The 25,469-nt window shown below is 53.7% G+C and carries 22 protein-coding genes and 1 pseudogene; 7 read left to right on the top strand and 16 right to left on the bottom strand.

Translation table 11 applies throughout. From position 1 onward, the window contains the following. The 7 genes from B1A75_RS08765 to B1A75_RS08790 all read left to right on the top strand — a co-directional run. The coding region (locus tag B1A75_RS08765) for an IS4 family transposase (protein ID WP_139761718.1) at positions 1-710 on the top strand (710 nt) is incomplete at its 5' end. A 117-nt stretch (positions 711-827) separates the two neighbouring features. Next, entirely contained in the window at positions 828-1,190 is a 363-nt protein-coding gene (locus B1A75_RS19855; protein WP_254866612.1) for a helix-turn-helix domain-containing protein, read from the top strand. 45 nt (positions 1,191-1,235) lie between these two features. Then, positions 1,236-1,358, top strand: a complete 123-nt coding sequence (locus tag B1A75_RS20755) for a winged helix-turn-helix domain-containing protein (protein ID WP_244956400.1) — start codon at positions 1,236-1,238, stop codon at positions 1,356-1,358. Continuing rightward, entirely contained in the window at positions 1,358-1,885 is a 528-nt protein-coding gene (locus B1A75_RS19860; RefSeq protein ID WP_079936059.1) for an IS630 family transposase, read from the top strand. Before B1A75_RS20755 ends, B1A75_RS19860 begins: the two co-directional genes overlap by 1 nt. A gap of 57 nt (positions 1,886-1,942) precedes the next feature. Beyond that, a complete protein-coding gene (locus B1A75_RS08780) occupies positions 1,943-3,061 on the top strand; it encodes an RNA-guided endonuclease InsQ/TnpB family protein (RefSeq protein ID WP_079936060.1) in 1,119 nt (372 codons plus the stop codon). Between the two features lie 201 nt (positions 3,062-3,262). Further along, positions 3,263-4,003 (top strand): hypothetical protein, encoded by a 741-nt coding sequence (locus B1A75_RS08785; RefSeq protein ID WP_079936061.1) that lies wholly within the window; start codon positions 3,263-3,265, stop codon positions 4,001-4,003. Between the two features lie 31 nt (positions 4,004-4,034). Further along, entirely contained in the window at positions 4,035-5,447 is a 1,413-nt protein-coding gene (locus B1A75_RS08790; RefSeq protein WP_079936062.1) for a S41 family peptidase, read from the top strand. A 173-nt stretch (positions 5,448-5,620) separates the two neighbouring features. On the opposite strand, the gene B1A75_RS08795 is transcribed toward B1A75_RS08790, so the two are convergent. The 16 genes and pseudogenes from B1A75_RS08795 to B1A75_RS08875 form a co-directional block, all read right to left on the bottom strand. Next, positions 5,621-6,514, bottom strand: coding sequence for an accessory Sec system S-layer assembly protein (locus B1A75_RS08795; protein WP_079936063.1), 894 nt, complete (start codon positions 6,512-6,514; stop codon positions 5,621-5,623). Between the two features lie 38 nt (positions 6,515-6,552). After that, positions 6,553-8,946 carry an accessory Sec system translocase SecA2 gene (secA2, locus tag B1A75_RS08800; protein ID WP_079936064.1) on the bottom strand — a complete coding sequence of 798 codons (2,394 nt, stop codon included), beginning with the start codon at positions 8,944-8,946 and terminating at the stop codon, positions 6,553-6,555. A 139-nt stretch (positions 8,947-9,085) separates the two neighbouring features. Then, on the bottom strand, positions 9,086-10,252 hold the full coding sequence (locus B1A75_RS08805; RefSeq protein WP_254866613.1) for a transposase: 1,167 nt from the start codon (positions 10,250-10,252) through the stop codon (positions 9,086-9,088). An 84-nt stretch (positions 10,253-10,336) separates the two neighbouring features. Continuing rightward, positions 10,337-10,522: pseudogene (locus tag B1A75_RS20235) on the bottom strand (EamA family transporter); the annotation flags it as partial. 20 nt (positions 10,523-10,542) lie between these two features. Continuing rightward, positions 10,543-11,112: a Uma2 family endonuclease gene (locus B1A75_RS08815; RefSeq protein WP_074044073.1), complete on the bottom strand. Its 570-nt coding sequence runs from the start codon at positions 11,110-11,112 to the stop codon at positions 10,543-10,545. A 150-nt stretch (positions 11,113-11,262) separates the two neighbouring features. Beyond that, the gene (locus B1A75_RS08820; protein ID WP_176202397.1) at positions 11,263-12,414 is read right to left on the bottom strand and encodes a thiolase family protein; all 1,152 of its coding nucleotides are present in this window, start codon (positions 12,412-12,414) and stop codon (positions 11,263-11,265) included. Between the two features lie 149 nt (positions 12,415-12,563). Further along, positions 12,564-13,415, bottom strand: coding sequence for a 3-hydroxyacyl-CoA dehydrogenase family protein (locus B1A75_RS08825; RefSeq protein ID WP_254866614.1), 852 nt, complete (start codon positions 13,413-13,415; stop codon positions 12,564-12,566). 13 nt (positions 13,416-13,428) lie between these two features. Further along, on the bottom strand, positions 13,429-15,048 hold the full coding sequence (locus tag B1A75_RS08830) for a long-chain fatty acid--CoA ligase (protein ID WP_074044074.1): 1,620 nt from the start codon (positions 15,046-15,048) through the stop codon (positions 13,429-13,431). A gap of 3 nt (positions 15,049-15,051) precedes the next feature. Next, positions 15,052-16,125 carry a CaiB/BaiF CoA transferase family protein gene (locus B1A75_RS08835; RefSeq protein WP_079936066.1) on the bottom strand — a complete coding sequence of 358 codons (1,074 nt, stop codon included), beginning with the start codon at positions 16,123-16,125 and terminating at the stop codon, positions 15,052-15,054. 16 nt (positions 16,126-16,141) lie between these two features. After that, the gene (locus B1A75_RS08840) at positions 16,142-17,287 is read right to left on the bottom strand and encodes an acyl-CoA dehydrogenase family protein (protein WP_074044076.1); all 1,146 of its coding nucleotides are present in this window, start codon (positions 17,285-17,287) and stop codon (positions 16,142-16,144) included. Between the two features lie 25 nt (positions 17,288-17,312). Further along, positions 17,313-18,887, bottom strand: coding sequence for a fatty acid--CoA ligase (locus B1A75_RS08845; RefSeq protein WP_079936067.1), 1,575 nt, complete (start codon positions 18,885-18,887; stop codon positions 17,313-17,315). A gap of 259 nt (positions 18,888-19,146) precedes the next feature. Beyond that, the gene (gene spoVK / locus B1A75_RS08855) at positions 19,147-20,079 is read right to left on the bottom strand and encodes a stage V sporulation protein K (RefSeq protein WP_011230813.1); all 933 of its coding nucleotides are present in this window, start codon (positions 20,077-20,079) and stop codon (positions 19,147-19,149) included. Positions 20,080-20,415: 336 nt separating this feature from the next. After that, entirely contained in the window at positions 20,416-20,643 is a 228-nt protein-coding gene (gene hfq, locus B1A75_RS08860) for an RNA chaperone Hfq (protein WP_011230812.1), read from the bottom strand. A gap of 34 nt (positions 20,644-20,677) precedes the next feature. After that, positions 20,678-21,625 carry a tRNA (adenosine(37)-N6)-dimethylallyltransferase MiaA gene (miaA, locus tag B1A75_RS08865; protein WP_011230811.1) on the bottom strand — a complete coding sequence of 316 codons (948 nt, stop codon included), beginning with the start codon at positions 21,623-21,625 and terminating at the stop codon, positions 20,678-20,680. 542 nt (positions 21,626-22,167) lie between these two features. Beyond that, on the bottom strand, positions 22,168-23,865 hold the full coding sequence (locus B1A75_RS08870) for a methyl-accepting chemotaxis protein (protein WP_074044079.1): 1,698 nt from the start codon (positions 23,863-23,865) through the stop codon (positions 22,168-22,170). 117 nt (positions 23,866-23,982) lie between these two features. Next, positions 23,983-25,332: an MDR family MFS transporter gene (locus B1A75_RS08875; RefSeq protein WP_074044080.1), complete on the bottom strand. Its 1,350-nt coding sequence runs from the start codon at positions 25,330-25,332 to the stop codon at positions 23,983-23,985. Positions 25,333-25,469: the final 137 nt, after the last annotated feature.

Consider the following 25,469-nt stretch of genomic DNA (forward strand, 5'->3'; position numbering starts at 1 on the left):
TGCACGTCGCGYATTCGCCGGAATCCKCGCTGCCGGCAGACGTGGTGGAAACGACCGGACTGCGTCACGATGGCCCAGTGGGAGAACAGTTGACGAACGCTCAACAAGTGCTCGTGGAAGACCGGGCGTATTTCAAAATCGAACGCCTCGATCGATTTGTGGAGCAGCATCAGCTCTTTGTCATTCGAATGAAGGACAACATCGAACTTCATCAGAAAAAAAGCTTGAAACGCCTTTCCAGCACATCTTCATCGGTTCAAGCCGACTTCACGTGCCAGTTGGGGACGAAACAATGCCGATCGACCAAGCGTCACCGGGTAGTGATCTTTCGAGATGCAAATGGCCGCGACATTCGGGTCGTGACGAATCTCTTCCATGCGTCTGCGGAAACCATTGCCGACATGTACCAACAACGTTGGACCGTTGAAGTCTTTTTCCGCTGGGTAAAGCAATATCTGAATGTCCCAACCTTGTTTGGCACGACGGAAAATGCGGTATACAATCAGCTGTTTGGGGCGTTCATTGCGTATGTGTTGCTGCGATGGCTGTATGATCAAACCAAAAAACGGACGAACGTCTCTCTTTCCTTCATTTCGTTTGTTCGCCGTTTTTTCTCTGGGCAGCTTCCTCTCGATTGGAAATCCGGGATGGCCGCTGCTTTGTTTGAGTATGCCCAAATTTATGGAAGACGTATGTCTAATTTTGGATAATCAACACTCGTGTTATACTATATATATGCTCATTGAAAAGTTAACCTTCGCATAAGCGGTGCCCACTCCAGTTATACTGCTCCTAAGGAAAAGCATGGAAAAGGAGCGGAATTCTGCATGAAACGTCTCAAAATCACCAACGATCACGGATGGACACCTCGGACACTTCGCAAACAGGAACGGAAAATCAAAAACACCCTTCTTCGCCAACGGGTGATGGCGGTTCGCCTAGTCATGGAAGGCTATTTGGGCAAAGAGGTGGCCTCCATGGTCAACGTGTGCCGACAAACCGTTTCCCATTATGTGTCGCTGTTCAACGAAGGCGGTCTGAAGCTCTTGCTTAATCGGGATTTCGCCCCCGGGCGGGAGCCGTTTCTCACCGAAGAACAGCAGGAAGAGATCAAACAGCTTGTGTTGACCACCACTCCCGCGGAACTGGGCTGGGACGTCGCTTCGGCGTGGAACACCAAACTCCTGTAATCCTATGTCGAAAAGCACTTCGGGGTTTCCATTTCCCGCGAAGCGATGCGAAAACTCCTGCACCGCAAAGGGCTGTCGTGGACACGGCCGACCTACACGTTGGCGAAAGGCGATCCGGATCGACAAAAGAATTTTGAGAAACAGATCGACTTCATAAAAAAAACTTAATGGATCCTGGTACGGTCTTGTTGTACCTTGATGAAACCCATATCCGCTCTTACCATGTCCTGCGGTCCACATGGTCGGAAGTCGGCCGCCAAAAACAAGTGCCGACGTTCGGCCATCATGCCCACGTATCGCTGTTTGGCGCGGTCAACATCCACGATGGCGAAACGGTGCTTCATCAAACGACGGCTGCCAATGCCGCGACGTTCTTGGATTTCTTGAGAATGCTCAAAGAGCGCTATCCAGACCGTCTCATAGTCTTGGTGTTGGATAACGCCCGCATTCACCATGCCAAAATGGTCAAGGAGTTTTTGCGGGAAGAAAGGCAGTGTTTTCACTTTATTTACCTTCCTCCCTATTCGCCACAGCTGAACCCGATTGAACGCTTGTGGAAATGGCTGAAAGATACAGTGATCGCCAATGTATTTCACAAGGATCGCCACAATATCATTCAAGCCATTACTCGGTTTGTCCACTACATCCACGAACGTCCGGAGGAAGTGTTGCAGCGCTTAGGGTGTGCAGGATGACTGAGAAGTTAACTCTTCATGTTGCATGTATATATATTAGTGAAAGGAGGTGTAATGATGAATTTAACACTGACTGCTAAAATCAAAATAAATCCTACGAATGAACAAGAAATTATTTTAAAAGAAACTATGAATGCTTATCGAAAAGCCTGTAATTTTGTATCCGAAATTATTTTTCACTCTAAAATTTTAACGCAAGCTAAATTACACAATATGACTTACAGAGACTTGCGTTCTCAATTTGGTTTGCGTTCACAAATGGCTCAATCCGTCATCAAAACGGTTATTGCTAAATATAGAACCATAAAAAGCGATGGTCACTATTGGACATTGGTATGTTTTAAAAAACCTCAATATGACTTAGTTTTCAACCGAGATTATTCTTTAAATAAAGGTTTGTTTTCTGTTAACACATTAGAAGGACGAATCAAAGTACCTTTTGAAATTAAAGGATTTGAAGAATATTTTGATGGCACTTGGACATTTGGCACAGCGAAACTTGTGTACAAGCACGGAAAATGGTTTTTGTATATTCCAATGTCCAAAGAGATAGAAGAATGTGATCTAAAAAACATTAATCAGGTAGTTGGAGTAGATTTTGGAGTTAATTTTGTCATCACCGCCTATGATTCCAATGGAAAAACATTCTTTTGGAATGGACGACGAATCAAACATCAACGCGAAAAATACAAACGATTGCGTAAACAGTTGCAACAGAAACGAACTCCTTCTGCTCGCAGAAGATTAAAAGCTATCGGTCAACGAGAAAACCGTTGGATGCAGGATGTTAACCACTGCATTAGCAAGGCACTCGTTGAACGATATGGAGCAAACACGTTGTTTGTTTTAGAAGATTTAACAGGTATTCGTCGAGCAACAGAAAAAGTCCGCAAGGAAGATCGATATGCCATGGTGTCTTGGGCTTTTTATGATTTACGCCAAAAGATTGAATATAAAGCCTTAAAACATCGAGCAAAAGTCATTACAGTTGATCCTAAATATACCTCACAAACTTGTCCAAAATGCGGACATACTGAAAAAGTCAATCGAAATAGACAAACACATACATTTTGTTGTAAAAATTGTCATTACCAATCCAATGATGATCGAGTGGGTGCTATGAATCTTCAACGAAAAGGAATTGAGTACATCGTTGAAGAAACCATCCAAGCATGACTTGGGTGGTTGGGTAGTCGTCAACCTGCCCTGATGCGGCACCAATTGAAGGTAGGAGTGCTTAGCACGTTGGTACTACTGGGTAGTCGCAAGCTCCCACTTCAAACTTCGTCAGAAGTTAAGTGGGAGCAGTTGACTTTGTGTCTTTTCCAGTAAAATTGAAATACATGTTTACTATTTTCATAGATAGCAGGTGAAAGTGTGAGGAGAAAACGGAGAAAAGCATTTTCAATCATCGGATGGCTGGCGGTGTTTTGGTTATCGTTTTCGCTGTTGGCCGTTCAGGCGGAAGCGGCCCCGTTCCCGAATGTGGAGCGGCTTGAGCAGCATGCCGCCCAGCTTGAGCGGGCGATGAAAGCGGATCAATGGTCCAAGCCGTACCGTCTCTTGAACCAAGTCAAAAGCGATTATGAGGCGGCAAAAAAAGAAGTGGCGCGCGTGCGTCCACAAACGGCAAGGGCGCAGTTGGAAAAACGGATCGCTGCCGGAGAACAGACGATTAAAAAGGCTTCCGCCTATATCAGCGCTGTCGAAAGCGGGGAGCGATTGCGCGCCTTGACGGCCAACGTCGACCGGGCGCTGCGGACGGGGGATGTGGATGTCGTGTATGATTCCTATGCCCCGTTGCAATACCAAATTCGCAAAACGGCGATTCTCATCGGCCGCGTTCCGGGAGCGTCGCTTCGCGAAAAGATGGAAGGATGGTTTCAACGCCCGGCTTTGGCTGTTCAGCAGCGCGCGTATTATGCCATCAATATTATGCAAGCCATGGACAAGCTGCTTGATGCGTATGATGAAGGGGATATCGCGCGGGCGGAGCGGTTGCTGTCGCTTTGCGACCGGTGGCTGCCAAACGTGGTGGATGCGGCGACGCGCAAGCAGCTGGCGGTGTATATCGATGATTTTAAAGCGCCGGTTGTCTTAGATGTCGATATAGAATAAACTGGCGCATGTCGGGAGAGGAGAGACGAATATGAATGTGATTCAGCGATGGGCGGCGGCTCTTATGTTGCTTGCGGCTTCATTTTCGGTTTGGAGTCCGCCGGCGGAGGCGGCGACGGCTCCGGCGTCAACGAAGGTGCTCGAAGAAGTGCGGGAAATTGTCCGCCAGTATTATGTGGAACCGGTGAGCGATCAAGTGCTGAAGGCGAGCACCCCGCAAGATATTGTCAAACAGCTTGACCCGTATTCTGCCTATATGACAAAGGAAGAATACGAGGAATTTTTGAAGTGGATTGATATGGAGTCTGTCGGCATCGGCGCGATGGTTGAGGAAGATGAGGACGGCGTCCACATCATGTCTGTCTTGGACAATGGGCCAGCCGCCCGCGCCGGACTGCAGCCGGGCGATGTGATTCAGGCTGTTGACGGGCAGCCGGTAACGAATGAGACAATGGAAAAAGTATTGAGCTTGATCGCAGGGGAAGAAGGAACGACGGTGGCAGTAACCGTTTGGCGACCGTCGACCGAGGAAACCGTCAGCGTCACCATCAAGCGGGAAAAAATCGACTGGCCGAACGTTGAGTTCAAACGGCTGGCAGGGAATATCGGCTATATTCAGCTATATAGTTTTGATGAGACAGCGCCCGGTGAGATCGAACGCGCCATCCGCTCGTTAAGCGGGGTGAAAGGGTGGATTTTTGACCTCCGCGACAATCCGGGGGGATATGTGGAAACGGCGCAGCAAATCGCCGGCTTTTTCCCGAATGTGAAACAGGCGTTTCAGTTGCGCGACCGTTCGAATCACCCAGAAGTGTATGCCGCTGTCAAACAGCCGGTGCAAATGACGGGACCGATCCGGCTGCTTGTCAACGCGTCGAGCGCGAGTGCGTCGGAAATGTTGGCGGCGGCGGTGAAGGAGCAAAAGGCGGCCGTTTTGTATGGGCAACGGACGTTTGGCAAAGGATCGATGCAGGAAATGTTTGAGCTGTCGGACGGCAGCATGTTGAAGTTGACCGTCGCCCACTTTTTCTCGCCAAAAGGGACGCCGATTCATAACGTTGGGGTGAAGCCGGATGTGCCGACGGTTGTCGGTAAAGAGCTGTATGCCGCTCACCGCGATTTGCTTATTGGTCAGCTGAAAGGGTATCAATCGTTAGGCAAGCTGCGCAATGCGCCGGTCGATAAGACGTTTGTCGTCCGCTTCTCTCGTCCGCTCGCCAATACCGCGGTAAGCGGAGTAAAATTGTATCAATTAGGCGGACAGGAAGCGGCGGTGACGGCGCAAATCCGCCGGGGGACGGAGCTTTTGATCAAACCGGCAGCGAAGCTGGCCAAAGGGCAGAGCTATTTATTGGTCATTCCGCCGGTGTTAAAAAGCAAAGACGGCGTGGCGATGAAAAAAGGCGCTTACATGGAGATTCAAACCGCTGCTTCTACGAAATAAGGCCTTCCCGTCGAGATGTGTTGGATAGCCGTCTGCTCTTGATGGTGCAAAGTTCGGCTGCTTCGCCTAAGGCTCGGCCGACAGCGGGAGCGCGGCCGTTTTGAACGGAACGATGCAAAGAAAGCTGGCCTCCATCGGTCGTTTGGCGACCATGGGGGCCAGCTTTTTGCAGGTTACTCGTCGCTTGACGGCGTTTCTTGCTTTTTGCTCTGTGCCGAGGAGGACGGGATCGTCACCTTCCAGGACGTCCAATCCGGTTCTGCTTTGTGCAGCAATTCCGGTGGGAAGAGGAACGTCCATGGTTTGCTGGTGTGGGCTTTCACTTCCAGATGGCAGGGAAATAATCCGCGGGCGACCATGTCGCCAGCATGATCCCGCACTTCAAGCGGGATTTGTTCAAAATGGATATGTTTGTCGCTGCCGTTGCGAATGAGCAACGTGACGCCTAGTTCACCGGAAGGCAGCTGTTTCGCTTCAATGCCCATGAAGTTCACCTCCCCGGGAGCGGGAGGCGGAACCGAGTCAACGAGGGCTTGCAGCTGTTGGCGCTGTTCAGCCGACAGCGCCTGCTCCCAGCTTTCCTCTAGGTCGAGCCGATGCCGCGGTGTCAGTTCAAAGGCGATCTTCCATCCATCTGCAGGCAACTGATCGACGAGCTTGTCCTCGGCGGCGAACAAAAACCGCCACGGGCGGGCCGTCATCGGCGGCAGTTCGCCGAAAGGGCTCATATCAAACTCTTTGCGGGCGATCGCCGTGCCATCCTCGTCAAGCAGCAACAGGCGGATTCGTTCAAAGCGAACCGGCTTCGGCAGCGTGTTGCGCAAAATGGCGACAGCGACAAACCCATCGTTGTATTCGATCAGCTTGACGCCGGAAATGGAAATTTGGTTTGGCTGAAGCGGCGGCAGCTGTTCGTGGTAAAAGCGATAGACGTACGTTTCTTCCGGAGACAGCTGCCAGTCCGGATGAAACGACAGCGTCGTTTTCGTTCCGACCTCCGGCTGTTTGACATGTTGCGCCGGCAGCTCGGCCTCCGGTTGCGTGCGTTGTTTTCTTCGGAAAATCATGGAACCCCTCCTTTACGGGGCGGCGTGTTGCGCCGCGGTTATGGTTCGTTCGCGGCGGCGGCCGCTTCGTCATCGATGACAAACTGGCTTTTCAAATAGTTCATGGCTGTGGTGCAAATGCCGGCGTCGATCGCTTGCTGCAGCGCGACGAATTCGCGGTAGGCGTCCATTTCAAAGGCGCGGTACGGATCCTCTTGGCCGTAGCTGCGCAAATGAATCCCCTCTTTTAATAAATTCAGTTGATTTAAGTGGCGAATCCAGTGGGCGTCGATTGTTTCGACCATCAAATGCTTAAGCCGCATGGTTTGTTCTTCGTCGCACGGAAGATCGGCAAGCGCCGCTTCAAGCGATTTGTATTCGTCCCAAACAAGCTGGGCGATTTCTTCTTTTTGCTTATGGCGAAGATCATCAATCGGATAGGCAAACCGGAAAAAGGCACGGCGCAGCTCGTTGTGCAGTCCTTCGATGTTCCACTCTTCAAAAAAGACGTTTTCCGGACAATAACGGTCGATCGTTTGTGTGATATGGCGATGGATGTGCCGAAGGAGCTCGGACAGCACCTCTGCTTGCTTCAGCGCCAAGACGCGATCGCGCATATGGTAGATGACTTTGCTTTGTTGGTCGATAACGGTGTCCAATTTCAATAAATGCAATCGCGCTGAATAATGGGCGTTTTCGATCGTTGTTTGCACTTTTTGGACGAACTTGATCGGGTCGGGCGACACGATGCGTCCGGTTTCATCGGTTTCGACTTTGCTTCGCCATTTTTTCAATTCGTCTTGATCATACAAGCGGAATAAATCGTCGTCGAGCGAAATGATAAACTGGGAAGACCCCGGATCCCCTTGGCGTCCTGCCCGGCCGCGCAGCTGCATATCAATGCGATGGCTTTCATGGCGCTCTGTGCCGATGATGTGCAGCCCCCCAAGTTCCTTGACGCCTTCCCCAAGCAAAATATCGGTCCCGCGCCCGGCCATATTGGTGGCGATCATCACTTGCCCTTTTTGCCCGGCGGTCGCGATGATGCGCGCTTCTTCTTCCTCCGTTTTGGCATTGAGCAGGTGGTGAGGGATGCCTGCTTTCGAAAACTCTGCTGACAACCGTTCCGACTGAGCGACCGATGTCGTGCCGATGAGAACGGGACGGCCGATGGCATTCATTTTTTTCACTTCGTCAATAATTTTCCGTACTTTCGCCTCGTACGTCTGGTAGACGAGGTCGTCCCAGTCGGTGCGGCGGGATGGCCGGTTTGTCGGAATCGTAATAACGCGCAGCCGGTACGTTTGCCAAAATTCTTCTTTCGACGGCGTAGCGCTGCCGGTCATCCCGGCTAGCTTCTCATACATGCGAAAATAGTTTTGGATCGTAATCGTTGCTTGGATGTCGTTTTCTTCGGTGATTTCCACACCTTCTTTCGCTTCAATAGCTTGATGCAGGCCGTCGCTGAACGAGCGTCCTTCCATCACCCGGCCGGTGAACGGGTCAACGATCATCACTTTGCCGTTTTTGACGATGTAATCGACATCCCGCCGCATGATAAACCAAGCGCGCAGCGACTGCATCGCATGATGGAGCAACACGTGATGCTCCCAGTCGTATAGGTTGTCGATGCCAAACGCCCGCTCAATTTTTTGCGCCCCTTCTTCGGTGAGGAAAATTTGTTTCGTCTCCGGGGACCGTTCATACTCTTTTCCTTCTTCGAAGGTGCGGACGATGCGTGCCATAATCGGGAACAATTCGGCTCCGATCCCCGATTTATTGGCGATGATGAGCGGGGTGCGCGCTTCGTCGATTAAAATGCTGTCGATTTCATCGATGATGGCGTAATACAGCGGGCGCTGCACTTTATCTTCGAGGCGGTACACCATGTTGTCGCGCAAATAATCAAAGCCGAACTCGGTGCCGGTGCCGTACGTGATATCGGCCGCGTACGCTTCTTTTTTCTCGCTGGCCGTCATTTGCGACACATTCAGGCCGACGGTTAAGCCGAGAAAGCGGAACACACGGCCCATTTGTTCGCAGTCCCGGCGCGCCAAATATTCGTTGGCCGTAATAATGTGGACGCCTTTTCCAAGGAGGGCGTGCAAGTAGCTCGGCAAAGTGGCCGCCAACGTCTTTCCTTCCCCGGTCTGCATTTCGGCGATGTTTCCTTCATGCATCGCCAATCCGCCCATCAGTTGCACGTCGTAATGGCGCAGACCGAGCACGCGCCGCGCCGCTTCCCGGACGACGGCAAACGCCTCGGTTTTTATGTCATCGAGCGTCTCGCCGCTTTCGAGCCGTTCTTTGAAGGCAACCGTTTTTTGGCGCAGTTGTTCATCGCTCAGCGAAGAAATGGTCGGTTCCCATTCATTGATTTGCGCCACCAGCTTGGCAAGACGCTGCACTTCTCGCGCGCTTTCGTCAAATAGTTGCTTTACTTTTGCAAACATATGTCCATTCCTCTCCTAGACAGGCATGATTCACACCAAGTGCTCTAAAACCTAATTATAGCACAAGATGTTTCCTGTGGAGAGAAGATTTGACACTCCACACGGCTGAAGACGTGGGATTCTTGGGTCGCTCACGCCCTCATCCATTTCTGGTTCGGACAACGCCCAAGTTTAGGGGTGTGTCATCACCCCGTCCCATCGGGTTAGGATGTACCCCAATGGGCGGCGCACCTGTGACCAGTGCGCTAGGTTCGGCGCTCAAGCCCGAAATCGCTTTGGCGATGTTGATGGCGCCATTCAAGTCGGCATGAATCGTATATCCGCATTTTTTGCATTGGAAGTGGATGCCGTTTCGGTTCGCTTTCTCTCGATGACCACATTTACACGTTTGGCTCGTGTAGGTCGGATTCACCCACTCGACCCGAATGCCTGCCATTTCGGCTTTATAGGCAATCATCGTTTGCAGTTGATGAAACGCCCAAGAGTGAAGGCTTCGTCCTGCTTCTTTTGCCGATGTTGCCCGTTTTCGAATGCCCGTCAATTCTTCCATGCGAATCACGCCAACACCGTTGGCGAGGGCAAAGTTGACAATTTGACGGCTGATTTTGTGGTTGACACCTTTCATCCAGCGGGACTCTTTGTCGCCGATTTTTCGCACCGCATGAAGCTTCTTGGCTTTTCCTAATCTCCTTCGCAAAGCCGCATATCGCCGGCGAACAAAGGCGCATTGGTTGCYCTTAAAAAACAGCGATTTCGTTCCAACGCTGGCAACGGCGATATAACRAAGTCCGAGGTCAACGCCCATTGCCTTGGTTTCCTTGCGCGGTTCCACTTCAAAGGTGATGGTGATGGCAAAATACCATTTCTTTCTCTTTTKATAGAGTTTGGCTGCCCCTTGTTTGACGGTTCCATCGAGCAGCCGATCCAGCCATGCTGCTTGATAGGTTCGTGTGACAACAGGCACACCGATTCGTTTTTCCAATGTTGGGAATGAAACGGTGTAGAAATCTCCCTTTCGTTCAACTTTCCAATTTTGGTTGTTGAAGCAACACCACTGTTTGCGAAACTGCTTTGTCTTTTGGTGTTTCGTTTGAGATTTTACTTCCCGAATGGTTTGATTGACAATTGCGGAAGGAAACCGTTGCGATGAAAAATCCTGAAAGATTTTGCTGGTGGCTTTGTTCAGATCGGGATGAGTCGCCAGCCAATTCGCAAACGCTGTATTTACTTCTGTCATCTGTTTATACATTTCTTGTTTGGCTTTCGTTGGCTTGTGAAGCTCCAATTTCAAGGTGATCGTGGGCATGGATTCACCTCCCTCCTTTTATGATACTTCAATGCTCGCTTTCATCCCACCCCCTAAAGGAGTGAGCTTTCTCGCTCGCGGGTCTGTAAACGGCGGAATGTAGTCCAACACGTATTTGCTCACCACATACATTCCGCCCCAAATGCCAGCGGCAAGGGATAAATAGAAGGAAGCGAGAACGGTTTGCTTCATGACATCGATCCCCTTTGCTTTTTTCTTTCTGCTGCTGACACCAAAAGCGAAGCCGTTATTTCCAGAGATGGCAGCCAAACAAGGCTGTTCTCCATCAGCTAGACATCGCTTTCTTCCGGAGGAAACACGGGGGCGAGCGAAACCGTCAAATCCGGTTGCCAAAAAGAAACCAGCTCATCGCTTGGCCCGAAAACCGCTCGCTGTTGAAATCGTCCATCTTGCCAGCTGAGCACTTCGATCGTTCGATTGCTGGGGTCTACAATCCAATATTCATGCACACCATATTTTTCGTATAAATAGTATTTCTGGTTTCGATCACGCAGGGCGGTGCTTGGTGACAGCACTTCCACAACGAGATCGGGAGCCCCTTTCATTCGCCGATTCCCGATTTGCTCAACCCGACAAACGACTGATAAATCCGGCTGAACAACCGTTTTCGCCATCCGTTCCGGCTCCTCAGGATCAAGCTGAACGTCAAACGGGGCAAGAATGACATGACAGCCACGCGCCTGAAAATACGAAGCCAATGCAAGGTGCAGTTGTCCGACCACATACTGGTGCTCAAACGACGGAGACGCCAATAAATAGGGAACGCCATCGATCAGTTCCCAATTTCCTTCCCAATGTTCAATGTCGCAATACGTGTAAAACGGCTTCTCCTTCTGCACTGCGCTTCCCCTTTCACTTGCTTTTCTTTCATCTTATCACATCGCTCCGGTTCCGTCCCATATTTTTATTTTCTCGTCATGAAAGAAAAAACAGCGGCCGCCACCGCTGTCGAGTGTGTGTCAAACAAATGTTTTTTCCACGCGTTGCTCTTACTCCCGCTCGATGATCGTGGCCGTCGCCATCCCGTGGCCGATGCAAATCGTCAATAGCCCGTAGCGGCCGCCGCGCCGTTCAAGTTCATGAACAAGCGACGTCATGAGCTTCGCACCGGTCGCGCCGAGCGGATGGCCAAGCGCAATGGCGCCGCCGTTGACATTCACCTTCTCAAGCGAAGCGCCGATTTCTTTTTGCCAGGCGAGCACGACCGGGGCGAACGCTTCGTTGATTTCAATGAGGTCGATGTCATCGATCGAGAGGCCGGCTTTTTTCAGCGCTTGCCTCGTCGCCGGAATGACGCCATCGAGCATATACGTCGGGTCGGAACCGACGACCGTTTGCGCGACAATGCGCGCTTTCGGCTTCAGTCCGAACCGCCTCGCCGCCTCCCGTTCCATCAAAAGCACAGCGGCCGCCCCGTCGCTCATTTGGCTCGCATTGCCAGCGGTGATGAGGCCATCTTCTTGAAACACCGGCTTGAGCGCGGCGAGCGCTTCCGGCGATGTATCGGCCCGCGGCCCTTCGTCATCAACGACGAGGATCTCGCGCCCGTCGCGGTCAAGCCCTTTCACCGGGACGATTTCCGCGCGAAACTTCCCTTCGCGCAAGGCCGCCAAGGCGCGCTGATGGCTTTCGTACGCGTAGGCGTCAAGCTCCTCGCGCGTTAGGCCGTATTTTTTGGCGATCCGCTCAGCCGAGACGCCTTGGTGGATGAATTCGTATTTTTCATGAAGCGACGGCGGAATCGTCCGCTCGTTGCCATCGCTTAAAATCGGCACTTTCGTCATGCTTTCGACCCCGGCGGCGATCGTGACATCCATATCGCCGGAGCGGATTTCCTGGGCGGCGAAATGAATCGCCTGCTGCCCTGAGCCGCACATTCGGTTGATTTGCACTGCCGGCACTTCGATTGGGAATCCGGCCTCAAGCGCCGCCAGCCGGCCGATGTTGTACCCTTGTTCGGCGACCGGCGTCACGCAGCCCATGACGATGTCTTCCACCGCCCCTTTGTCCATGCCGGCCCGGCGCACGACTTCATCGAGCACAACAGCAGCCAAATGGACCGGATGAACGTCCCGGAAGACGCCGTTCCGCTTGCCGACCGGCGTCCTGACCGCTTCGACAATGACCGCTTCACGCACCATTTTCTCCCCCTTGTTGTTTTTGTCATCACCATGCCTTGACGGTGCAAACCGCACCTTTTATCCAATGACGCCCGCCGACCGATAAGCCGCGGGCGCTGCCAAATTGGCACTTTCTGCTCTCATTGCTCTTCCTGTGAAGAGGCACTTGTTCATTTTGTATACGTGTAAAACCCTTTCCCCGTCTTCCGCCCTAAATGCCCGGCCTCAACGAGCTTGCGCAAAAGCTGCGGCGCCCGGAACCGGTCGCCGTATGCCTCCGTCATGTTTTCACTCACAAACAGGAGCGTATCAAGCCCGACCATGTCGGCGAGCTCAAAGGGTCCCATCGGGTAATTGAGCCCAAGACGCACCGCTTTGTCGATATCCTCAGCGGAAGCAACTCCTTCTTCGTACATGCGGATGCACTCGATCATATGGGCGGCAAGCGCCCTTGTTGTGACAAACCCTTGCCGGTCTTTCACGACGACCGTTTCTTTGCCAAGCTCCACAGACAGGTGGCGAATGGCGTCGACTGTGTCGTCGGAGGTCGCCTCACCTTTCACAATTTCGATCAACTTCATCACTGGCGCCGGATTGAACCAATGCATGCCGATGACGTTCTCCGGCCGGTTGGTCGCGGCGGCAAGCGCCGTGACGCTCAGCTCCGATGTGTTGGTCGCCAAAATGGCGTTCGGCTTCGCCAGTTGATCAAGCCGCTGAAACACGTCTTTTTTCAGCGCCAAGTTTTCCGGCACTGCTTCGATGACGACATCGGCCCCGCGCACCGCTTCGGCCAAATCGGCTGTCGGGCGGATGCGCCCAAGCGCTGCCGCTGCCTCCGGCTCGGACAGCTCGCCGGCTTTGACAAAGCGGCGCAAGCTTTTTTCCGCCGAAGCGAGCCCATTTTGCAAGGCCGCTTCGGACACGTCATATAAATACACCGTTTTTCCCGCCATCGCCGCCGTTTGCGCGATGCCGCTTCCCATCACCCCGGCGCCGATGACCGCCAGCACATCAGCCATAACCCCTTCCCCCTTACTCAGCTGATGCATCGGCATAGCGCGCCGCCATCTCATCGCGCAGTTTCCGCTTCAAAAACTTGCCGACGCTCGTTTTCGGAATTTCATCGAGAAACACAATGTCATCCGGCAGCCACCATTTCGTAAATTGCGGGCGCAAAAAGTCGTACAGTTCTTCTTTTGTCACGTTTTTGCCTTCTTTCAGCACGACGCAGGCAATGGGCCGCTCTTGCCATTTCGGATGCGGCACAGCGACGACCGCCGCTTCGAACACCGCCTCATGGGCCATGAGCGCATTCTCCAAATCAACCGATGAAATCCATTCGCCGCCGCTTTTAATGACATCCTTCGTCCGGTCGACAATTTTCACAAACCCTTCTTCGTCCACGGTGACAACATCGCCGGTATGGAGCCAGCCATCGCGAAATGCTTCGTTCGTTCTCTCATCGTTGTAATACTCAGCGGCAATCCACGGCCCGCGCAAGCAAAGCTCGCCCATTTCCTGCCCGTCCCAACGAACCGGCCCGTTTTGGCCGATCACTTTCATCTCAAGTCCTGGAGCAAGCAGCCCTTGCTTGGCGCGAATGTCCAGTTTCTCCTCGTACGACAGCCCGTCTTGATAGCTTTTCGGGCGCGAGACAAGCACAAGCGGGCTCGTTTCCGTCATGCCGTACGCGTGAATGAACGGAATGCCGTACTTTTCTTCAAACGCGCGGATGATCCCTTTCGGCGCGGCTGAACCGCCGCAAATGACGCGCGTCAGGCTGCTGACGTCATAGTTTCCTTTCTCCAACTCTTGCAAGAGCCCGAGCCAAATCGTCGGCACGCCGGCGGTGATCGTCACCCGTTCGGCGTCAATCAGCTCGGCAAGCACTTTTGGCGTAAACGCCGGGCCCGGCATGACGATCGTCGAACCGAACCAAGTGGCGGCAAACGGCAGCCCCCACGCGTTGACATGGAACATCGGTACGACCGGCATCACGACATCGCGCTCGCACAGCCCTTGCGTATCAGCCAGCCCTAGCGCCATCGCGTGCAGAACCGTGCTCCGGTGCGTGTAGACGACTCCTTTTGGATTGCCCGTTGTCGCCGACGTATAACACATACCAGCCGGTTGGTATTCATCGAGGTCTTTTAAGAACGGAAATGTTGGGTCGCCCTCAGCAAGCAGTTTCTCGTAATGGTACACCGGAGAAAGCGTCGTTTCCGGCAGCTCGTCGGCATCGGTCATGACGATGAAGGCGCGCACGTTCGGGATCTCGTCCTTGACCGATTCAATCACCGGCAGCAAATCATCGTCAATCAACAGCACACGGTCATCGGCATGGTTGATGATGTAAGCGATATGCTGCGGCGAGAGGCGGATGTTGATCGTATGAAGCACCGCCCCGATGCCCGGAATGGCAAAATACGCTTCCAAATGGCGGTGATGGTTCCACGCAAACGTCCCGACGCGGTCGCCGACTTCAACCCCGAGCCGCTTCAACACGCTTGACAGCCTGCGCGTCCGCTCGCCGATCTCCTTGTATGTATGGCGGACGACGCCTCCTTTCATGCGTGAGACAACTTGCTTTTTCGGGAAAAACAACTCCGCCCGCTCCAGCATCATGGAAATGTTTAACGGTGTTTTCATCATCGGTCATTCCTCCCCCTTTACCAAATGCGCATGTTCATTTACTTTAGGCGGCGCCCCGCCGCCCCATTGGCCGTTCGGCCCATGTGCGGCCGTCCATGCCCCGTTGGGCTGCAGCCGAACGAGATGGCGGAGCCGGCTGTCAGCAAACAGCGCCTTCGCCTCACCCGTCTCCAGCACCGGGGCAAGGCAGGCGTCGACCGTCTCGGCAAACGCGCTCCACTCATCCAATGTCTTTTCACGGAACAAGGCGGCGAGCCCGTCATATACGGCTTCCCCTGGCCTAGCCGGCGCCCATTGCGCCCCGATCCATTCCGGATGGCCGACCGCCTCGCAAAATTGACGCCAAAAGTGCGGCTCGAGCGCCGCTAAACTCATATAACGGCCGTCTTTTGTCTCATACAGCTGGTAGCACACCACCTCCCCAGACAACTCGGAAAGACCGGTCTTCGGCCCGCCGCCGTGTTCAATGGCAAAATGGCCCGCCATCATCGCCGCCAAGCCGTCGACAAGCGAAACATCAAGATGGGCGCCTTTGCCATTTCGCTCGCGGGCAAAGAGGGCAGCCAAAATGCGCTCGGCCGCCGCCATGCCGCCGATAAAATCGGCAAGCGTGATCTTCGGATGAACCGGGCGACCGCTTTCATCGGCCAGCTGCGCAAGCAAGCCGGAAAGCGCCATATAGTTCAAATCGTGGCTGCCAAGCAATGAGCGGCCGCTCTGTTGACCAAAGCCGCTGATCGAGCAATAGATGATTTGTTCGTTCATGCGGCAAATATCGTCATAACCGAGCCCAAGCCGCGCCATCACTCCGGGGCGGAAGCTTTCGATCACCACATCGGCGCGGGCGGCGAGCCGCCGGGCTTGCTCACGCCCCGCCTCTGTCTTTAAATCAAGGGCAACGCTTTTTTTGCCGGCGTTATAGGCGGCAAACAGCCGACCCTCGGCGAACGGGCGCAGCCGGTCGCCGGACGGCGGTTCGATTTTGATGACTTCCGCTCCGAGCTGGGCGAGCCGCCAGCTGGCAAACGGGCCGGGCAAATAATGAGAAAAGTCGAGCACAACAATGCCTTCAAGCAACGCGATTCCCTCTTTTCTACAAGTCTAAATGTCTAGCGATGATCGTTTTCATCATCTCGTTCGTCCCAGCGTAAATGGCGCTTACAGGAATGTCACGATAGCGACGGGCGATCTCGTATTCTTCCATATAGCCGTAGCCGCCGTGCAGCTGCATCGCCTCAGCCGCGACGCGTTTTGCCATCTCGGTAATCCACCATTTCGCCATCGACACTTCGGTGACGATCTGTTTTCCCGCCATATGCTCCTCGATGACGCGGTCGACAAACGTGCGTCCGAGGGCGATCTCCGTCGCCATTTCGGCAAGGCGGAACTGGACGGTTTGAAACTCGCTCACCCGTTTGCCGAACGCCGTGCGCTGTTTGACATATTGCTTCGTCAAGGAAAACATCACTTCCGCCGCCGTTTGTGCGGCAATGGCGACAACGAGCCGCTCCTGCTGGAGTTTTTCCATCAAATAGTAAAAACCTTTCCCTTCCTCGCCGATCAAATTATATGCCGGCACTTTCGCATCTTGGAAAAACAGTTCGGCGGTATCTTGGGCGTGCAGCCCGACTTTCTCAAGCTTCCGCCCGCGCGTAAACCCTGGCGTATCGCGCTCCACGACGAGCAGGCTGATGCCGCGGTGCGGCGGTTTCGCCTGCGGGTCGGTTTTGCAGGCGACGACAATCAAGTCGGCATGAATGCCGTTCGTGATAAACGTTTTTTGCCCGTTGACGATGTAGTAGTCACCGTCTTTTACTGCCGTTGTCGAAATGTTCGCCAAATCCGAACCCGCCCCCGGCTCGGTCATGGCGATCGCCGTAATGAGCTCGCCGGTGACGCATTTCGGGAGCCAGCGCGCTTTTTGCTCTTCCGTGCCGTACGACGCGATATACGGCGTGACGATGTCGTTATGCAAGCCGATGCCGACGAGGCTCGATCCGACTTTTTCCAGTTCTTCATTGATGACGACCGAGTAGGCAAAATCGGCGTTTAGACCCCCATACTTCTCATCGACCCACGGGCAAAGAAAGCCGTTCTCGCCCATCTTCGCCCAAAACGAACGCGGAATGATGCCGCGCTTCTCCCAATCGTTATAATGCGGGTACGCTTCTTTTTCCAAAAACTTGCGAAACGCCGCGCGGAACATATGGTGCTCCTCACGCAAATAGCGAGCCGTCACCCGTTCATCCCTCTCTTCTATTCGGTCACTTTTTCTCTGTTCCGCCCGCCGCCTGTTTTTTCAGCTGTTCGCGCAACAAAAACTTTTGGATTTTCCCGCTCGCGTTGCGGGGCAGGGCATCGATGAAATAGTAGGCGCGCGGACGTTTGTACGGAGCGAGGCGGTCGCTCGTTTTGCAAAACTGCTCGAGCTCATCGGCGGTCAGGAGGTCATCTTTTTTGACGACGAAGGCGACGACTTTTTCGCCCCACAACTCATCCGGCTCGCCGAGCACAGCGACATCAAGCACTTTCGGATGCTCGTACAACACGTCCTCGACTTCGCGCGGATAGACGTTTTCCCCGCCGCTGATCACCATGTCATCGACCCGGTCGGCGACATACAAGTAGCCGTCTTCATCAAGGTAGCCGAGGTCGCCGGAATGGTACCAACCTTTGTACAACGCTTTTTCCGTCGCTTCCTCGCGCTTGTAGTAGCCAGCCATCATGCACGGCCCGCGCATCACAATTTCACCGACTTCATATGGCGGCAGCACATCGTCTGGGTCGGACAGCCCGTCTTCACGCGCGCGGACGACGCGGATCTCATGATTCAGGCAGGCGCGCCCAGCGGAACCGGCTTTTTTCAGCTGCTCGTCTTCCAACAAAAACGTCACCGCCGGCCCCATTTCCGTCATGCCGTACGCTTGAATAAGCTCGATGCCGAGCTGCTCTTGGCATTGCCTGACAAGCGCTGGAGCCATCGGAGCGGCGCCGTATAGGCCGAGGCGAAGCGAAGATAAATCGTAACCGCTTACATTCTCCTGCAAGATCATGTTCCACATCGTCGGGGCTCCAAACATGATCGTAATCCGCTCCCGTTCGATCGTTTCAAGCACGAGCTTGGCGTCAAAATGGTGCAAAATGACGCTCGCCGCTCCGGCATGCACGCGCGGCAGCAAGCAGCAATGCAGCTCGGCGCAATGGAACAGCGGCGCTGCCGCCAGCCCGCGATCCGTCTCGCGGATGCGCATGACGCCATGGCAAATGACGCTTTGCTCGATCATGTCGCGGTGACGGTGCATCACTCCTTTTGGACGCCCAGTTGTGCCGCTTGTATACATAATGGCATAAAGATCGCTCTCATCCACATGAACACGCGGCGCTTCCCCTAGGGCCCGCGCGGCCTGCTCGTGAGCGTTTTTGGCAAACGGCGGCGGATCGCAGTCGATCGACCAAAATGACACGTACGGGAAACGGCTGTGAATCGCGGCAAGTTCCGGTTCCACCGCCCGTTCAAACAGCACGATTTTCGGCTCGGCGTCCGTCAAAATATAGGCGATCTCTTCCGCCTTCAGCCGAAAATTGATCGGATTGAACACCGCGCCGATTTTGGCGCAGGCAAACAAGGCGGTCGCGAGCTCAAGCGTATTGTACAGCACCGTCGAAACGCGGTCTCCTTTGCGGACGCCCGCTTCCAAAAACGCGTTCGCCCACCGGTTCACTTCCCTCTCCCATTCGGCGTACGTATAGCGGCGTCCGGTCGCCGCGTCGACGACCGCCTCCCGGTTTGGAAACTTTCGCACTGTCTGGGAAAACATCTCCCCAATCGTCACATACAAGCGCCTTTCCCCCTTTTCTCCGAATGGACGCAGGGCGTGCAGATCCACTAGACAGATCATTCAGATAAATAGGTGTATGATGCCCCCGCTGTTTATGTATTCGCTCTTTTTGATCGCATTCCTCTTTTTTGCGGCACAAAAAAGAAAGGAAGACCTCTTTCTTTCGACAAGAAAAAGAAAGAGGCGCCTCCTTTGCTTTTTTATCATCTCGCGCCGAGAAGACCCCCACTTCCACGCGTGAGCGTAGGTGGGAGAGCGTTCAAGCATGAATCACTAAATCGCGGTCACGGATCGTCATCAGCTCTTTTTTGTCGTAGCGCCCTTCATGAAGAAGGCGGACTGCCTGCTTGCGGATCGCTTTTTCGATTAAGTTGCGCACATAGCGGCCGTTGCTGAACTTGAGGCGGCCGGTCGCTTCCAGCGTCCCTTCGAGATGAATGTACAGTTTCCGCTCCGCTTCCGGCGTCATTTCATACTCGCGCTCGCGCAACATTTGCTTGGCGATTTGCACGAGCTCCTCGACCGTATAATCGGGGAACTCGATCGTGAGAGGAAAGCGCGACGGCAAGCCGGGATTTAACGACAAAAAGTAATCCATTTCTTTCGGATACCCGGCCAAAATAACGACCAAGTCGTCGCAATAGTCTTCCATTCCTTTGACAAGCGTGTCAATCGCCTCTTTGCCGAAATCTTTTTCGCCCCCGCGGGCGAGCGAATACGCTTCATCGATGAACAAAATTCCGCCGCGCGCTTTTTTGATCAAATCGCGCGTTTTGCTCGCCGTATGCCCGATGTACTCTCCGACCAAATCGGCCCGCTCCGCCTCGATGAAATGCCCTTTGGACAACACGTTCATCTCAAAAAACAGCTTGCCGAGCAAGCGCGCCACTGTCGTTTTGCCGGTGCCGGGATTGCCTTTGAAAATCATATGGAGCGCCTGGCGGTTGGCCTTTAAGCCGTTCTCCTTGCGCAGCCGGTTGATGTACAGCCAGGCGTAAATTTCCTTGATGATTTTTTTGACATGATCAAGGCCGATCAGTTGATCAAGCTCCTTTTGAATATTGCGGAGCGCCTGATGCTCTTCGCCATCGAGCCAGTCGTTTCGCTCTTCTTTCACTAAATGGTTCACCGTTTTGGAGTTCAACACAATGTTGATTTGCCCTTTCGCCTTGTTCATCGTCAATTCTGACAAGGGGCGTCACCTCGCTTCCCGTTTTCTGCCATCCGCACCCGTTCCGACTTGGCTTTTGACGCCTTGCCTTTTCGTTACTAGTATACGTACGCCACCGCCGATCCGTGACAATCGCCCAAACGAACAGCCGGTCGGCTATAGCGGAAAAAAGTTTGTATATGTTTATTCACAAGGGCGGCGGTTTACGCATCTGAATTCACCTCGCCCCTCACTTCCCTTCGGGTGACGCGGGAGCTTGTCGATCAAATAGCGGGCGCGGAAGGAAAACGGGAAATGGCAAAAGGCGCCCTCCGCGAAGGAAGGCGCCTTTTTTCGGCGGCGTATGTACCGTCGGTCTTACTGTTCGGTTTCAAAATGGATGTTCCGCTCCGGCGCAAACGTCGAAATGGCGTGCTTGTAAATGAGCTGTTGTTTTCCTTGCACTTCCAAAAGCACGGTGAAGTTGTCAAATCCTTTAATGTACCCGCGCAGTTGGAAGCCGTTCAATAAGAAGACGGTCACTTGAATGCCCTCTTTGCGCAGCTGGTTTAAAAACTGGTCTTGAATATTGATCGTATTTTTCATCAAACGTCCTCCTCTTTTCTCTCTAAGGATATAATTATATATTCGCTTCAAGTTGAAGCTTTCCTGCTACATAGCGAGAAATTTCCTCCACCTTGGCGGCGAACTGCCCGGCGTCGGTCATGTCAAACCATTTCACCGGCATTTGGTTGCGAAACCAAGTGAGCTGCCGTTTCGCATAGCGGCGCGAATTTTGTTTCAGCTGCTCGATCGCTTCATCAAGGGAAACGCGGCCGTCAAAATAGTCGTACAGCTCCTTGTAGCCGATGGCTTGCACCGCCTGGCAGTCGCGCAGGCCGCGGTCATAAAGCGCCCTCGCCTCTTCGATCAACCCTGCGGCGATCATCTCATCGACCCGCTCGTTGATGCGGCGGTAAAGCGCCTCCCGCTCCGCCGTCAAGCCAACGATGGCCGCCTCATACAAAAGCCGCTTTGACTGCCCTTGCTGCCACTCGCTGAACGGCTTTCCGGTGCAATGATACACTTCTAAGGCGCGGATGACGCGGCGGATGTTGTGCGGATGAATGCGGGCCGCACTTATTGGATCAACCGCCTCAAGCCGCCGGTGAAGCGCTTCGGCTCCTTGCTCGGCCGCCAGCTGTTTGAGCGCCCGGCGGTACGCTTCGTCGGAAGGGGCGGCGGAAAATTGGTAATCGTAAAGGGCTGCCTGAATGTACAGCCCGGTGCCGCCGACGATGATCGGCAGCCGGCCGCGCGCCGAAATCTCGGTGATGAGCGCACGGCAAAGCCGCTGAAATTCGACGACGGAAAACGGTTCGCACGGCTCTTTGATGTCAAGCAAATGATGCGGAATCCCTTCCATCTCATCGGGCTTCACTTTCGCCGTGCCAATGTCCATCCCTTTATAAATTTGCATCGAATCGCCGCTGATGACCTCTCCACCCAGCTTTTTCGCCAACGCGATGCCGAGCTTCGTTTTGCCGACCGCCGTCGGCCCGACGATGACGGCGACTTTTTCAGCCATAGCGCGTCACTGCTTTCTGTTGTTGGACTTGTGTCAACCATCATTATACGTGAACTGCTCCCACTTCGCTTTGCTTGAAGTGGGAGCTTCTCAGTTCCACGACGAAAGCCACCTTTCGTCTCCCTGAGCGTCACTTCGGGTCGTCCCAACCCTAGGCATCCGACGATTCGGAGTTCTTTCGCGCCTTGGATCTTTTACGCATGGAAGGCTTTGCTTGATTTTCTCCATGCAACCCCTATATCCAGTTCACAAAGAACATGATATACCTTGATTTTATCATGTATTTTGGCTGACGCCAACCAATATTCATCTTCCGCTTATCGCTGGGCTGCGCCCTTCACGCGCTTGAAGCGGGAGTCTTTTTTCGGAACTATGATCAAAACGGCAACGCATGAACCCATTTCTTTCATACGTTTTCGCCATCCGCAGACCGTTTTATACATGGCAACGCGAAAAATTGCCTTGTTCCCTTTCCCCATGACCATTGAACGCTCTCCCACCTACGCTCACGCTTCGAGGCGGGAGATGATAAAAGGCGCTCATCATAATGAAAACTTGTTGACAATCGCCTGCAAATCGTCCGCCATCTTCGAGAGCGACGCGGCCGAAGCTGAAATTTCCTCCATCGAGGCCAGCTGTTCCTCGGTCGCCGCCGACACCTCCTGCGCACCGGCCGATGTTGACTCGGCCACGTCGGCGACAAGCCGGACGGAGCGCACAATTTGCTCCGAAGAAGAGGCCATGTCGCTGACCGCGGTGGATACGTCGCGGATTTGCGCCGCGACTTCGTCCACGGCGGCGCGAATGCGGGCGAACATTTCTCCCGAGGCGCGAATGACGTTCGTTCCGGCCGTCACTTCGTTGACGACCGACTCCATCGATTGGACGGCATGGGCCGTTTCTTCTTGAATGGCAGCAATCAATTCCGCGATTTGCTGGGCCGATTGGGCCGATTGCTCGGCGAGCTTCCGCACTTCGTCAGCGACGACGGCAAAGCCGCGCCCGTGCTCGCCGGCGCGCGCCGCCTCAATGGCGGCGTTTAAGGCGAGCAAGTTTGTCTGCGCCGCGATGCTGCGGATCGCTTCGATGATCGAGCCGATTTGCTCGGAACGGTGGCCAAGCCCTTTAATGAGGTCAGCCAGCCGCTCGACCGTATCGTTCACTTTGTTCATTTGCGCGACGCCCGCCTCGATCGTTTGCCCGCCCTCAGCCGCTTGTTTTGACGCATCAGCGGCGATGGAGGACACGCTTTGCGCCCGCCCGGAAATTTGCTCGATTCTCTCGGACATTGAATCGACGGCGGCGGACGTTTCTTCAACGCTTTGCATTTGCTTGTCCATGCCGGAAGCAACGCCTTGGATCGTCATGGCGATTTGCTCGGTCGCCTTGCTCGTCTGTTCGGCGCTCGCCGCCAGCTCCTCCGACGAAGCGGCGACTTGCTCGGCGTTTTGCGCCATTTCCTGGAGCACTTCGCGCAAGTTTTTCGCCATTTGCTCAAACGAAGCGGCGAGCTCGCCAATTTCATCGCGGTTGCGGACGCCGGTTTTTGTTTCTGTCAAATCGCCGGCGGCGATCCGCTTCGCTGCTTCCGACAGCGCAAGCAACGGGCGAGAAAGCGAACGGCTGATGTAATAGCTGACGGCCGCTCCAGCCGCCGCCGTCAACAAGCCGACGATGATGAGCAACCGCTGGACCGCGGCCGCCGATGCGCTCGCATCATCATTTGCCTCCCTCATTTCCCTCTGCTGGAGAGCGACCAATTGATGCACTTTTTCATCAAATTGGGTCGTTACGTCGCGCCCAGTCGTGGTCACAAGGGCGATATACTGCTCCGGTTTGTTTTGCGATTTTAAGTCGAACGTTTTTTGTCCAAGTTCGTAAAACTGCTGTTCAAGCAAATCGAGCTCGGCAAGCAGCTGTTTCGTTTCTTCCCGCGCCAGCTCCGCCGCAAGCTTTTCGCTCATTTGCTTGTACTCCTCATGCGCTTTTTCAAAGTTTTCTCTTGACGTCTCATCGCCGGTCAACAAATAGCCGCGCATACTGCCGACTTCGCGGCGGATCAATACTTCAAGCTCTTTGGCATTGACAAGTTTCGTCACCCGTTTGTCGATCACACCGGTGTATGTACGGTCAAGGGTCGAAATCTCGTAATAAGAAAACCCGACTAGCAATGCGATCAACACGTAGACGAGGCCGAAGCCAGCCAGCAGTTTTTTGCGCACGGTCATTTTCATGTTCATTGGCAAGTCCCCCGTTTGTGAATCAATAATGTTGTCCCATCTATAATATCGGACGATAGCAGCCAATGTTTAGCATTTTTTGAGGCAGACAGTCCGCACCGATGCCGCTTCCCCGCCTTACGCCGTTCCTTCCGGCTGCCACGTGTTTCGGCCGGCTTCGGCTTCATCCTGAATGAAAAGCGAAGTGACAAGCGCCACAATGCTGCCAATGAGGCCGAATAAAAACAAATGATGGATGCCGGCCATAAACGTCGGCGCCTTCGTCAAAAACGCTCCCATGACTGTCACGCCGATCGCCGTGCCGATATTGCGGCAAAACATAAAAAAGGACGTCGCAATTCCTTTTTCATGAGCGTCGGCAAGCTGCTGCGAGCCAATGACCCCAACGGTCGACGTCAACCCGAACGACAGTCCTTGGACAAACATAACGAAGAAAACGTACCAAAATCCGTGGCTTTCGTTGAGCAGCGCAAGAAGCAAGCCGGACGCAACCAACAGCACATTGCCGATGATGAGAAGCGGCCGATATCCATAGCGCAAAATCCATTTCCCGGCCGGCACGGCGGCGATCATCCAGCCAACGGACGAGCCAAGCAAGGCGACGCCGCTTATAAATACGGACAAATGGGCGACGTTTTGCAAAAAGAGCGGGATGTAGCTTGACGTCCCAAACAGCGCAACGCAGCTGACAAAGCCGTTAATGTTCATCCATTTGAGCGTCCGGTGGTGGACAAGCGACAGCGGCACGAGCGGAGACGGCTGCCGTTTTTCGAAAAAGTAAAACGCAACAAACAAGAGCGCGCCGGCCGCCCCGTACCACCATTGCCCCCGCGCAACGACGGTGACGAGCAAAAGCAAACTGACCGCCGCCGCAAACAACGCAGCCCCCATGTAATCGACCGCCGCCCGCTTCGGTTCATATACTTCTTTATATGGAAGCAACGTCACAAGCGAGAGCAGGCAAATGGGAATGTTGACATAAAAAATCCAGCGCCATGTCGCGTATTCGACAAACAGCGAGCCTAAAAGCGGCGCCAAGACGGCGGAAATGCCCCACATGGCGGTAAAAAACGCCTGGATCTTTCCGCGCTTTTCCACCGGAAACAAATCGCCGGCAATAATGGCCGGAAACGGCATCATAAACCCGGCACCGACCCCTTGTACGGCGCGGAACACAACGAGTTGCACCATGTTTTGCGACAAGCCGCAAAGAAGCGAGCCGATCAAAAATAAAATGATGCCAAAGCTGAATACGTTTTTGCGGCCAAACAGATCGGACAGACGGCCGGCAATCGGCGACAGGACGGTTGTCGTAATCATATACGACGCAAATGTCCACGCATAAAGAGAAAAGTCCCCGAGCTCTTTGGCGATAATCGGCATCGTCGTGTTCATGATCGTCGTATCCATCGAGGCGACAAGCATGGCCAAGACAATGCTCACCATCACGGACAGACGGCTGTTCATACCAATGCCCTCCTTTTTGATCACCTATGAATATCTTATTTTACATGATGAATCACCATGGCACCAAATGATACGCGCCCGAAAGCCGGACTATTTGTACTTGTTGCTGTTTTTTGTCGCCTTAAAAGCAGAAAGCC

It is taken from the genome of Geobacillus sp. LEMMY01 (assembly GCF_002042905.1).
In the GTDB taxonomy this organism is placed as follows: domain Bacteria; phylum Bacillota; class Bacilli; order Bacillales; family Anoxybacillaceae; genus Geobacillus; species Geobacillus proteiniphilus.

Bases quoted from the DNA above. Each gene is read 5' to 3' on its own strand.
- B1A75_RS19855 (WP_254866612.1), top strand. From the start codon at position 828: ATGAAACGTCTCAAAATCACCAACGATCACGGATGGACACCTCGGACA.
- B1A75_RS20755 (WP_244956400.1), top strand. From the start codon at position 1,236: ATGCGAAAACTCCTGCACCGCAAAGGGCTGTCGTGGACACGGCCGACC.
- B1A75_RS19860 (WP_079936059.1), top strand. From the start codon at position 1,358: ATGGATCCTGGTACGGTCTTGTTGTACCTTGATGAAACCCATATCCGC.
- B1A75_RS08780 (WP_079936060.1), top strand. From the start codon at position 1,943: ATGAATTTAACACTGACTGCTAAAATCAAAATAAATCCTACGAATGAA.
- B1A75_RS08790 (WP_079936062.1), top strand. From the start codon at position 4,035: ATGAATGTGATTCAGCGATGGGCGGCGGCTCTTATGTTGCTTGCGGCT.
- B1A75_RS08795 (WP_079936063.1), bottom strand. From the start codon at position 6,514: ATGATTTTCCGAAGAAAACAACGCACGCAACCGGAGGCCGAGCTGCCG.
- secA2 (WP_079936064.1), bottom strand. From the start codon at position 8,946: ATGTTTGCAAAAGTAAAGCAACTATTTGACGAAAGCGCGCGAGAAGTG.
- B1A75_RS08820 (WP_176202397.1), bottom strand. From the start codon at position 12,414: ATGGTGCGTGAAGCGGTCATTGTCGAAGCGGTCAGGACGCCGGTCGGC.
- B1A75_RS08825 (WP_254866614.1), bottom strand. From the start codon at position 13,415: ATGGCTGATGTGCTGGCGGTCATCGGCGCCGGGGTGATGGGAAGCGGC.
- B1A75_RS08830 (WP_074044074.1), bottom strand. From the start codon at position 15,048: ATGATGAAAACACCGTTAAACATTTCCATGATGCTGGAGCGGGCGGAG.
- hfq (WP_011230812.1), bottom strand. From the start codon at position 20,643: ATGAAAAATACGATCAATATTCAAGACCAGTTTTTAAACCAGCTGCGC.
- miaA (WP_011230811.1), bottom strand. From the start codon at position 21,625: ATGGCTGAAAAAGTCGCCGTCATCGTCGGGCCGACGGCGGTCGGCAAA.
- B1A75_RS08870 (WP_074044079.1), bottom strand. From the start codon at position 23,865: ATGAACATGAAAATGACCGTGCGCAAAAAACTGCTGGCTGGCTTCGGC.
- B1A75_RS08875 (WP_074044080.1), bottom strand. From the start codon at position 25,332: ATGAACAGCCGTCTGTCCGTGATGGTGAGCATTGTCTTGGCCATGCTT.